Annotated in this window: 7 protein-coding genes; 2 read left to right on the top strand and 5 right to left on the bottom strand. The window is 38.4% G+C overall.

Going from position 1 to position 12,527, the window contains the following annotated elements:
- Nucleotides 1-102: 102 nt before the first annotated feature.
- From DZC72_RS02370 to DZC72_RS02355, 4 genes are all read right to left on the bottom strand, one after another.
- A complete protein-coding gene (locus tag DZC72_RS02370) occupies nucleotides 103-1,140 on the bottom strand; it encodes a glycoside hydrolase family 43 protein (RefSeq protein WP_125221302.1) in 1,038 nt (345 codons plus the stop codon).
- Between the two features lie 5 nt (nucleotides 1,141-1,145).
- Nucleotides 1,146-2,600, bottom strand: coding sequence for an MFS transporter (locus tag DZC72_RS02365; protein ID WP_125221301.1), 1,455 nt, complete (start codon nucleotides 2,598-2,600; stop codon nucleotides 1,146-1,148).
- A gap of 10 nt (nucleotides 2,601-2,610) precedes the next feature.
- A complete protein-coding gene (locus tag DZC72_RS02360; RefSeq protein ID WP_125221300.1) occupies nucleotides 2,611-3,798 on the bottom strand; it encodes an endo-1,4-beta-xylanase in 1,188 nt (395 codons plus the stop codon).
- Between the two features lie 260 nt (nucleotides 3,799-4,058).
- Complete coding sequence (locus DZC72_RS02355) at nucleotides 4,059-8,204, bottom strand: hybrid sensor histidine kinase/response regulator transcription factor (RefSeq protein ID WP_125221299.1); 4,146 nt, start codon at nucleotides 8,202-8,204, stop codon at nucleotides 4,059-4,061.
- 461 nt (nucleotides 8,205-8,665) lie between these two features.
- Here DZC72_RS02355 and DZC72_RS02350 point away from each other — a divergent pair, with 461 nt between their 5' ends.
- Nucleotides 8,666-9,754: a Gfo/Idh/MocA family protein gene (locus DZC72_RS02350; RefSeq protein WP_125221298.1), complete on the top strand. Its 1,089-nt coding sequence runs from the start codon at nucleotides 8,666-8,668 to the stop codon at nucleotides 9,752-9,754.
- A gap of 292 nt (nucleotides 9,755-10,046) precedes the next feature.
- Here the strand turns inward: DZC72_RS02350 and DZC72_RS02345 are convergent, their stop codons facing one another.
- Nucleotides 10,047-11,780, bottom strand: a complete 1,734-nt coding sequence (locus DZC72_RS02345; protein ID WP_125221297.1) for a sulfatase family protein — start codon at nucleotides 11,778-11,780, stop codon at nucleotides 10,047-10,049.
- 266 nt (nucleotides 11,781-12,046) lie between these two features.
- Here DZC72_RS02345 and DZC72_RS02340 point away from each other — a divergent pair, with 266 nt between their 5' ends.
- Nucleotides 12,047-12,469: an HYC_CC_PP family protein gene (locus tag DZC72_RS02340; protein ID WP_125221296.1), complete on the top strand. Its 423-nt coding sequence runs from the start codon at nucleotides 12,047-12,049 to the stop codon at nucleotides 12,467-12,469.
- Nucleotides 12,470-12,527: the final 58 nt, after the last annotated feature.

Raw genomic sequence — 12,527 nt, 5'->3', positions numbered from 1 at the left:
TTTATTGACTTTTTAGATCCTTATGTTATTTAACCTTGCTTAAAAGGATATTCAATTTCAATAAAACATACTAGTTGAATTATAGATTATTTACGAATTAATTCAATCGTTATACGGTTTGAGCGTTTTAATGCTGCCGTCGCTTAAATGTTCAATTTCAGCTACCTTGATACACCTCAAATGGGTGACACCTTTTGATAGTGAGGAATCATGATAAAAGAGAAACCACTTACCATCGACTTTACAAACGGAATGGTGGGATGTCCAACCAACGACTGGCTCCAATATTCTACCTTTGTATACGAAAGGACCGTATGGCGTATCGCCTATGGCATAGCAGATGAAGTGCGTATCCCCTGTTGAATAGGAGAAATAATATTTTTCCTGGTGTTTATGCATCCAAGCGGCCTCAAAGAAACGTCTGTCGTTGTCCCCTGTCAGCAATAGCTTGCCCTCGTTATCCAATATTTCTATCGGTCTAGGTTTTTCAGCGAATTCCAACATGGTATCATCCAATTTGGCGACGTATGGAAGCAGGGCGGGTTCATCATCTTTTGGGAAATGTGCCGTAGGACTTTCAGGGTTGGATGCATTGAACTCCCCGGTTCTCCATCGTTGCAATTGGCCGCCCCAAAGGCCACCAAAATACATGTAATAGCTTCCATCCTCATCTTCAAATACGGCAGGGTCTATGCTAAAACTGTCTTTTATTGCATAGGGTTGTGGTATAAAAGGTCCGGTTGGGGAATTGGAAACGGCCACGCCTATTCTAAAAATTCCGTCATAATCCTTTGCAGGGAAGTATAGATAATATGTACCCTTCTTTTGTGCGGCATCTGGTGCCCACATTTGTCTTTCGGCCCAAGGGACATCCTCTACATGAAGGGCAATTCCATGGTCAACGGCTGCGCCATCGACTGAATCCATGGAAAGGACATGGTAATCTTCCATGGCAAAATGACTTCCCAAGTCGTCAAATGCCTCGCCTGCATCAATATCATGGGAGGGATATATATAGATTTTACCGTTGAAAACATGGGCAGAGGGATCTGCCGTGTATATATGCTTTATCAGTGGTTGGGAAATCGCTTTTTCGTTTAGTTTATCAAAATCGATATTTTCAATACTATCTTCTGGCATGCCGTTTATTTTTGTCTCCTTGTGATTAAGTCGTTTTCAATCTGGGTTTCCATTTTTTTGTTTATTTCATAGAAGAACAATAAAGCTATTCCCAAAAAGAATGCTATAGAGGGATAAATGCTAACGAGCATCCTAGTTCCTTCAATCGCACTATCAGGCTGAATTACCAATTCAGTAGTGGCAAATTTCTTTGGGATATAATCATAAAGCCCAAGTATCCATGTAACCATTGAACTGCCAATGGTAAGGCCTAATTTTAATCCTATCATCATGGCCGAAAATATAATGGCCGTGGCCCTTCTGTTGTTCTTCCATTCAGAATAATCGGCTACATCTGCTATCATGGCCCATAGAAGCGGTATGGTAATTCCGTAGAAAAATCCATGCAAAATTTGTGAAAGGAACATCAGTTCTACCGAAGTGGAGGAAAAGAAATAGAAAATGGCTATAAATAGGGTCGACACGAACAATGCACTGCCAAATACATCCCGTTTTCCATATTTGTCCGCCAGCCTTTTGGATAATGAAATTCCAACGATCATAAAAATAATTCCTCCTGCATTGAACAGTCCAAACCCTGCGGAAGTTGGGTCGTCTCCAAAAAAGTCGACACCAATGCTGGAAAGACCATTCAACAGAGGGGCAATAAAATTGGCTAAGCTGGCAGCGTCTACATAATTTTCAAAATAATAGACATAGGACCCTCCCTTCATGGCAAGGGTAATGAAGACCAAAGTGGTGAGCACCAACATAAGGATCCACGGTCGGTTTTTGAATAAATCGCCTAAATCTTCCTTTAAGCTGGATTTCTGTTCCGGGGTAGGAACAACGCGTTCTTTTGTGGTAAAGAAGGTAATCAATAGCATGATGGTACCTAAAATGGCCAAATAGGTCATAACCGTTTCAATGCCTTCCGCCTTATCGCCATCCCCTGCATACAATATAATGGGCAGCATGAAAACCTGTACAAAAAATTGCGCGAACATAACGGCCACAAATCGATAGGATGAAATACTGTTGCGTTCTTTCATACTACCGGTAATAACACCGCTCAGGGCCGCATAGGGCAGGTTATTGGCCGCGTACAATAACAGCAACAAGGTGTAGGTAACCGCTGCATAGACTACCTTTCCTGGATAGTCAAAATTTGGTGTGCTAAATGCTAGTAGGGCAACAATCCCCAATGGTACCGATGTAAATAATATCCAAGGCCTAAATTTGCCCCATCTACTCCGTGTCCTATCTGCAAGAGCACCTACAATAGGGTTAAAGGCAAAAGCCGAAATTATGCCCACTACGAATATGATTACCGAGGCATCATTTGTTTCCAGACCATAAATATCCGTATAAAAATAAGCCAGATAGGTAACTAATGTTTGGAATACCAAGTTAGCTGAGAGATCCCCAAGGCTATAGCCAATTTTTTCCTTGATGGATAATTTATGTGCTTCTAAACTCATTGTCTACAAATTAGTTTGTTGTTTGTAGTTGGTCAAATTTTTCTTTTAAGCCGATAATACTATAATAGGCGGCCTTAGGCTTTAAATTCCTATCGAACAGCAAAGGATAGTTTGTTCTGCCCCTAATCGGAAAGCCGTTCAACCAAGATTGCCCATCGCCTAGGCCCCAGAAAGTAACCCTGCTTATTTTGTCCTTATGCTTTAAAAAAATATTGAAAATATCCTTATATCGATTGGCCAATTGTATTTGAACGGAATCAGGTAGACCCTTCGTATAAGGGTTCATTTTTTCACTGTTCTCAAAATTCTGACTGATTTCCGCACCTTCCAAATCCCAAGGGTTGGGCAATACGCTAATATCCAGTTCCGTAATTGCTACCTGCACGCCCAATTTGGAATACTCCAAAATGCTTTGTTCTATCTCTTCAAGGGAAGGTGAATTTAAGTGCCAATGTCCTTGCATTCCAATACCGTCTACCTTTATACCTTGTTCTTGGATTTTTTTTACCATCCTAATGGCCCCTTGCCTTTTTTCAGGATTCGTCATGTTGTAGTCGTTATAATAAAGCTTCGCATCCGGGTCGATTTCGGAAGTCCATTTAAAAGCCAAGGACAAATAATCCGCTCCCATTTTTTTGAGGAAAATCGAATTTCTTAATGTGCCATCCTCGTTTAAGGCTTCATTGACAACGTCCCAAGAGTTAACGATTCCTTTAAAGTGAAGTGCTAAATCCTTGATGTGGTTTTCAGTTGCAGACTTAAATTCAAGACTGTCCTCAATATCTTGGAACCAAGGTGATAATTGGCTGTGCCAAATCAACGTGTGGCCATGGATGTGCATGTCATTGGTTTTTCCCAATGCAACAAATTTATCGGCCATTTCAAAATTGAAACTGTCGAGCTTTGGATGAATGATGGCCGATTTCATGATATTTTCGGCGGTAATACTATTAAACTCCTTTTTTACGACGTTAAGAGAGGTGCTGTCGCTTTGGTCAATGATGCCGCCGTTCAAAGCTACGCCTATGTAAAAATCCTTTTCAAATGCATCTTTTAGGGATTCCACTTCTAAGGATTTATGCTCATTGGGGTTCGAACAACTTTCTAGAGAGACCAAAACGATAATAAACAGTATTGGGAACAGCAGTCTTAAAATAGACGGGGTCACAATGGTTTTTTTGTTTGCAATGCAAGTCATTTCAAGCTTTAAGTAAATCATTGTTAGAATTCATTTTAGCAGTAAATCTAAAAGAATGTCAATCCATGAAATATTAAAAATGTAGCTATCTATCCTAAACATGTTGTATGTGTGGTTTAGGGTAGCGGAGCTATTCTATTTATGAACTTTTTGGAAAAATGTCCTTTACGTCCTAAGGTTAAAGTGGGTCATAAAGATCGAAGACTCTTTTTTTATTGATTTTTGGGCGCGATTCTGGATGCATTAAAGAGTGTACCTTGCTATTTTGTTTTAATATCTGTAGGTAATATACCAAATTCAGACTTAAAACAACGGCTAAAATAGGAAGGAGAAGAAAAACCTACTTTGAAGCCTACCTCTGCAATTGACTCGCAACCTGTTTCTATCATATTTTTTGCCTTTTCCAAACGCACCTTGCGAATCAATTCGTTTGGTGTTAGTCCTGTCATGGCTTTGATTTTTCTATAAAGTTGGCTACGGCTTAAGTGAATATCCTCTGCCATGTGCTCCACGTTTAATTCGGTTTTTTCAATATTCTTGTTAAGATAGTCCAAAACCTTTCGCATAAAGGATTTATCCATTTCCGTGGTTTTCTCCAGTAGGTTTAGTTTAGTGGGGTCGTTTAAATTTTTGGTTATGTACACCTGACGATTTTCAATCAAACGCGATAGATACGAGTTGAGTAAACGCATATCAAAAGGTTTGGTCATATATACATCGGCTCCTGAGTTTACTCCATTGACCTTATCATCTATCATGGCTTTGGCAGTCAACATGATTATAGGAATATGACTCGTGGCAATATGCTTTTTAAGGTTTCTACAAAATTCCAAACCATCCATTTCTGGCATTACAACATCGGTAATAATTACATCAGGTATTCTACGGTGCGCTATATCCAGAGCTTGTTGTCCATTTGAGGCCTCCAAAATGGTATGTTCAAAGGAAAGTTCGTGTTTTAGGTAGGACCTTAGTTCCGTATTGTCCTCCACGATTAATATTGTTTTTAAGGATTTATTATCAAATTTGGAAGCCAAAGATGTTTTTGAATAGTTCAGATTTGGCAAATAACTTTCGCTCTGTGGATTGCTAAAAAATTCACTTTCATTAAAATGTTCTTTACCCAAAGGAAGTAAAATCCTAAATTTTGTACCTACAGTCTCTTCACTTTCTATGATTATTACCCCTTTCAGCAATTCAACGAAATTCCTGACCACCTCAAGGCCTATTCCCGTACCTCCATAATACTGACTATTCATATTCTTTACCTGATAGAACCTATCAAATATTTTTTTCACTTCCTCTTGGTTAATGCCACTACCGGTGTCCTCAATATTGACTTCTAAACAAGGAAGGGTTTTGTTTTCTGCCAAGGGAAAATGAACGTCATTGGGAGATTGGAAAACGCTAATGGTTATGGCGCCATTTTCAGGCGTTACCTTAAATGCATTTGAAAGTATATTGAAGATTACTTTTTCGAGCATTCCAGGGTCACTCCATAGATAAAGAGGCGCCTCATTTCGTTCTATTAATAAGGCGATGTTTTTCAATAACGCTTCCTCTTTGAAATGGTCGGTTATTTCCTTGATAAATGTATTGATGTCTATTTTGGAAACCTTTATGGAAAATTTGTTCAATTGAAGTTTTCTAAAATCCATCAGTTCATCGATAAGTCGTTTGAGTCTGGCAGCGTTTTTGTAAATTATTGTGTGTTTTTCCTGTACCACCGTGGGAAGTGGAAGCGAAGTATTGGACATTATATCTTTCAAGGGGTTCAAAATAAGGGTCAATGGCGTTCTGAACTCATGGGATATATTTGTGAAAAACTGTATTTTCTTAGTATTAAGTTCTTCCTCCTGAATGCGTCTTGAACGTTCAAATTCAACAAGACGTTTTTCTCGAATTCTTGCCCTTAATAGTCTATACAGCCAAGTTGAAAACAGAACAATCGTTGCCAAATAAAAGATAATGGCCAATTTAGTTTTCCACCAAGGTGCTAATACGGTAAGCGAAAGGGTTTTTACTTTATCGCCCCAGAGCCCATCATTGTTGGCTGCCTTTAGTTTAAAGGTATAATTTCCCGGAGATAGATTTGTGTAGGTTGCACTTCTTGCGTTACCTACAAAATTCCAATCGTCCTCTAGACCTTCAAGGTAATATGCATATTGATTTTTTTCAGGCCTTGTATAATTTATACCCATAAATTCTATTGTAAAAACACTTTGTTTATGATTTAGGGTTATCTGTTCAGTTTCAGAAATAACTTTTTTTAAAGGGGCATCCTTTTCATTTATTTCTAAGGATTTATTATAGACCTTAAAGTCTGTAAAATAAACCTCAGGTTCGTGGATGTTGCGTGGAAGGGCGGAAGGCTTAACGACATTTATGCCTTTATAATTTCCAAAATAAAGCGTTCCGTCCTCGTCCTTAAAGGCTGCATTAAAGTTGAAATCATTGGTCAGTAGCCCGTCATTGATGTCGTAGTTGATAATTTGTCCTTTGCTTTTGTCATAGCAAGAAATACCTTTGTTTCCGGCCATCCACAATTTTCCGTCGTTCGCTTCCATGATCGTGGCGATAGTTTCCTGCTCCAGTCCCTGTTTCTTATTATACCACTGTATTGAATCATTTCCTGCGTCGAATTTCCATACACCAGCGCCGTCTGTGCCTATCCAGATATTATTTTCCGAATCTTCATATAGGGATACAATAACATCGACCGAAACGCTAGGGCCGTTTGAATTCATTTTCTCGGACTTCAGTTCGATCTTATTAAAAGATTCGCTGGATTCGGCCTGTCTTTTGAACAATCCGCTCGTAGTAGCAATCCAGATGGTATTTTTACTATCCACCATGATTTTGCGGATTTCCGCACGGTATGTCTTCAGGTCGTTGAATTTTTTATCGTCTACGGAACCAAATTTCCCATCTTCAAGGCTATAATAATGGAGACCATTAGAAAAGGTTCCAATCCATATTTTACCGAAGTTGTCTTCTGAAAAACTCATGACCCTATTGGATTTTAAAGCGCCATTGGTGCTATAGGTATCAAAATGTTTAAAAACCTGTGTATTGGATTTTAAGAAGTAAATACCTGAATTCCAAGTTCCTACCCAAATATTTTCATGGCTATCCATGAAAATGGTCTGTACGTCATCAGCTTTCAGCCCCCTAGCTATGGAATTTTTGTTGTCTAATAGATGAACAAATTGATTTGTTTTTATGTCGTAAACATCTATACCACCGCCATCCATTCCTATCCATAATCTTTTTTGCTTATCCTTAATTATTCCGGTTACTGAAGATGATTGCAATGAGTTGTCCACATTGGAAATGCTTTGTATATCTGGAAACTTGTCATAATTGTAATCATGTACCCCAACCCCTTTGTTATAATACCCTATCCATATCCGATCTTGTTTATCCACAAATAAGGACCATACTGAATTCGATTTAATACTGTTATTGTTGAATTTATCGTAACGATAGTTTTTTATAAGATCACCATTTTGAGAAAGAACGTACAAGCCATCATTTTCAGTTCCGCAAAGAATTCGTTTGTCAGGTGCCTGTACTATGGTTAGTATTCGCTCACTGGTTATATTGAAAATGTCTATTTTATAATGATTTCTGGACGCATCAGGATTTGAAAATTTTAATAGACCATTCGAATGTGTTCCCAGCCAAAGTGAACCTCTGTCATCAATGAGCAGTGATTCTATATTTATCTCAAAATTTTCAGTTTCACCGAAAAGTTTTTCTCTAAGCTTAACCCTATGGGTTTGCTTACCGTCAAAAGAGTACAGCCCCCTGTTTGTTCCAATATAAACGATTTGATCCTTGTATCGCAGCAAACAATTAATGAGAAGAGGTGTGGACGCTGGATTGTTTATTGTTACGGGATATCCCTTTAAGGTTTTGATGTCTACCTTAAATAGGCCATTCGCTATAGTTCCGATCAATAACCTATCATTTCCAATTTCAACAATTGCGGTAACTACTAGATTGTTTAAAGGTTTCCCATTTTTATAAAATGAGACGTGTTTAAAGTTATCAAAGTCTTTTTGATAAACATCTAATCCTGTTTCCGTGCCAACCCAGAGCAGTCCAGAGGAATCTACATAGGCTGTATGCACCAATGAACTATTAAGGGAATTTGGATTGTCAAACTCCTGCGTGTAAGGCACAAGGTCTATACCATTATATTTATTCAACCCCAACCCATACGTTCCCATCCAAATCAAGCCCTGTTTGTCCTGAACTATGGTGGATACCGCTCGTTGTGTAATGGATTCTTCGATATCCAAAAAGTTATAGTTGCTATCCTTGTATTGTGCGGACAGCATTAAACCGCACAAAACAGATATAAAAAGGTAACTGGTATGAATATACTTTTGATATAACATGCTTCTCAAACCTGCCTTAAAAAGCAGGTACTTACAATATTTTGTGATTTTTTCTTGCTCCTATTAAAATATTCAATTTTAGCAATAAAACTCTATGAATTTGATAATCTACCGCCCAAAAAAGCATTTAATTACGAAAATGTTTTAGTAAAAGGCTTCAAAGTAATTTTATGCTAACGCAAAAAAAACGTTGCAGTTGGACATTATTTGGGATTAAGATGGTACCCAAGTCTTATTTTGTATTGGAATTCTTGTCCTTTCCTTTAATATTTCCCTATATCCCAAAAATAAACCTAGCCTAAAAGATAGGTTTTTGAAATTGATTGGAATTTTATTTTAACAAAGTGAAAAACAATGAATTTATCCCAGGGAGGTTTATAGTTCTTTTCAAAAGTCAATTTAAAATAAAAATTAGCTAATCAAATCTAATATTGTAATTTGTATATAAAATAATAGGAACCATGAAGAACCAGAGAAGACAATTTATTAAGAACTCAATAATAGCTGGTGCTGCCGCAAGCTTTTCTCCAAATTTCTTGATGTCAGCTACTAGGCCAAAAAAGGAAAAGCTTGGTATAGCCCTTGTTGGATTGGGATACTATAGTACGGATCTTCTGGCCCCGGCCCTCCAGCTGACCGAAAACTGCGAATTAAAAGGAATCGTAACGGGCAGTCCTGAAAAAATTCCTGTTTGGCAAGAAAAGTATGGCATTAAGGACAAGAATATTTATAATTACGAGAACTTTGATTCTATTGCCAACAATGAAGACATAGATGTTATTTATGTGGTGCTACCACCGTCTATGCACAAGGAATATACCTTAAGGGCGGCAAATACTGGAAAACACGTTTGGTGCGAAAAGCCCATGGCTCCTACTGTAGCGGATTGCGAGGCCATGATAAATGCCTGTAAAAGCAATGGGGTAAAACTTGCCATAGGATATAGGTGTCAGCACGATCCAAATATTCAGGCCTACATGAAAGTGGCCAAGGAAAGACCTTTTGGTAAGGTAAAGATGATTACTTCCGCAGCTGGATATTTTGATGGCAGGACAGACCATTGGAAACAGAAAAAAAGTCTAGGCGGAGGAGCTATGGGTGATATGGGGGTTTACGCACTACAAGGTGCTAGATTGGCCACGGGAGAGGAGCCTATTTCCGTTTTGGCACAGGCTTCGACAACTAGACCCGAAATTTATCACGAAGTAGAAGAGACCATGATGTTTCAGCTTGAATTTCCAAGCGGTGCCCTTGCATCCTGCCAAACCAGCTTTGGCATACAGATGAATCACCTACAGGTAAATTATGAAAAGGGCTGGCTCAAAATGGAACCTCATTCTGCCTATATTGGAAATAAGGGAAGTATGTCAGATGGCACTATTATAAATTATGCCATAAATAACCAGCAAGCAAAACAGATGGATGAGGATGCCTTGGCGATAATTCGCAATCAGGAAATGCCCGTACCTGGAGAGGAAGGGCTAAGGGATATTAGGGTAGTAGAGGCCATTTATAAATCGGCCGGGCAGAATTGTATGGTTAAACTTTAGTTCCCGTTTAAAAATTTTGGCCATTGTCCTGACTGTAAATTCAATTAAAGTTTAAAAGTTATGGCGACGTGTTTCTATGCGTTTGATGTGGCGAAGCAAAGCGTGAGGTCTACAGTATCGTTTTCGAACGCAAATAAAATTTATAGAGTTGTCTTATTTTCTTTCTTTTGGAAGCTTAGAAAGCCCAAAAGGTTATGATGATTTTTAGATGAAGTAACTAAGTGCACTATAAATTAATAAAGCAGACATTTTGTAATCGGTTTTTGTCGGAAATAGGAAAACAAGATCTTATTCAATCCTTTTTGGAATTCTCCCATTTTTCTATCATAGGCTTTAAAATATCATCTTCAACGCCATATACTTTACCCTCTTTTGCAAGGGGCATAAATTCGTCTATATACTTTTGACTCAGTGCTTCAGAGTCTCCATATTTTTCACGTAAGGCATCCAATTTTTGGTGGAGACCCTTTTGAATTTCTGCATAGGCCGGGTCATCATAATAATTGTGCTGTTCCAAAGGGTCTTTTTTTCTGTCGATCAATTCCCAATAGTCCATATCGAAATAATAGTGTATCAATTTATAATCTTTGGTAATAGCTGCATAATGCCTGTTGACATTGTGCTCGGAAGGATGTTCGTAATAGTGATAGTAAACGGCATCCCTGTTCCAATTTTCCATATCACCGGTAAGAACGGGGACCAAACTCTTTCCCTGCATGTCCTCGGGTTGCTCTACCCCGGCCACGTCCAAGAATGTTTCGGCAAAATCCAGGTTCTGGACAAGTTCATCGGATACACTTCCGGCTTTTACCCGATTTGGCCAAGAAACCAAAAGCGGCGTTTTAAGACTTTCGTCGTACACGAATCTTTTGTCGAACCAGCCATGTTCCCCAAGGTAAAAACCTTGATCGGACGTATACACAATAATCGTATTCTCCATCATATTATTGGCTTCCAGGTAATCCAAAACCCTTCCAACATTTTCATCTAAGGATTTTATAGTCCCCAAATAATCCTGCATATATCTTTGATAGCGCCATTTGGCAATATCTTTTTCTGTCATGTTCGGGTATTGTTCAATGAAATCTTCCGCAACTTTTCTGTAGTATGTATCAAAATTTGCTTTTTGGGTGGAGTCTAATCTTCCAACCGTCATTTCGTATCTGCGCTTGTCAAAACCAATTTGTTCTTCCAACCCTAATTGGTCCATAACCTCGGGATATAGCTTGCTGTCCGCCGCCCAACCCATGTCGCCGTCAATTTTCATTTCGGCCACCTTAGCCGCGGGCATTCCTTCATGGTCATCGAACAAGGTTTTGGGTTCTGGAAAAGTTTTATTTGTGTATTCCTCCATATGTCGCTCCGCCATCAACCAGGAACGGTGTGGGGCTTTATGCAGGTACATAAGCATAAATGGCGAATCCTTTTTACGTTCATTCTCAAGCCATTCTAGCGTCATACCGGTAATAATATCCGTTACATACCCTTTCACTTGAATTTCTCCTTCATTTTTTGTGATAAAATCCGGATTGTAATAAGACCCTTGTCCCGGTAATATTTTAAACTGGTCAAAACCTTTCGGATTATTGCCAAAATGTAACTTACCAAACATGGCGGTTTGGTATCCTGCTTTTTGTAAAAGTTGTGGAAAGGTGACATTGGTAGTGTCGAAAGGGGAGACATTATCAATCTTGCCATTTATATGGGAGTGCTTCCCGGTTAAAATCGTAGCTCTCGAGGGTGCACAAATGGAATTGGTAACACTGGCATTGGTAAATAACATTCCCATTTTGGCAATTCTATCAATGTTGGGTGTCTCGATTAGGCTATTGTCATAGGCAGAAATGGCTTGGTATGCATGGTCATCAGACATGATAAAGACAATATTGGGCCTCTCCGCTTTCTCTTTAGTTTCTGACTTTGTTTCAGATTTACAACCAATTAGGCAAATCGAAATAAGCAAAAGGCTTGCAAACCTTATAAAAAATCTTTTAGAAAGTTTGGACTGGTTGAGTTTAGAATTCATATCAAATCGTATTTAACAAAGGCACTTAAGTTACTGTATTTTCGATTTAATTACTTAAAGGTTTTTTTGGTTTAAAAAAACAGATTTTTCTTCATCTTCTTGGGCGTTTTTTTTGCGAATTCAAATACATGAACCTCTATAAGCCGTATTTTCAATTAATTGATTATCAAATATCTTCCCAAAATCTGCGTTATTCCAGTACTATTAGATTAGAATTAAAAACTTTACAGTAATTAAATTTGTTTATTTTGTATTTTTGACAAGCAATGAAGGACGTCTTCCATAAAATAGTATCCATTACCATGGCACTTTTAGTGCTGTTTACCACGACCTCGTTCTCGGTAGACATGCATTATTGTGGAGACCATCTTATGGATTTTAGCCTGTCTGGAGATGTAGAACGGTGTATGATGCAACCACAGATTTCTCATAAAATGGCCAATTGCGCTATGGTGGAAATGAAAATGGATTGCTGTTCCGATGTTGAACTATCTGCTGTGGGTCAGGACGATTTACAAATTTCCTTCAACCAATTGTCTTTTGATAAACAGTTGTTTATTACCTCCTTCTTAGATACTTATTCCTGTTTATTTGAAACCAGACATCAAGAAAAAGTACATTTTAAGGATTATTCCCCTCCTCCCTTGATCAGGGATGTTCAGGTTCTGGACCAGACTTTCCTCATTTGATTTTTAGACACTACATCTTTTCCTGGTAGCTAATAGTTTCCGGGCATGTTTTGTTATT

The organism is Maribacter algicola, assembly GCF_003933245.1.
Lineage (GTDB): Bacteria > Bacteroidota > Bacteroidia > Flavobacteriales > Flavobacteriaceae > Maribacter > Maribacter algicola.
Note: the sequence above shows the minus strand (reverse complement) of the source record. Positions and strands in the feature narration are given on the sequence as shown.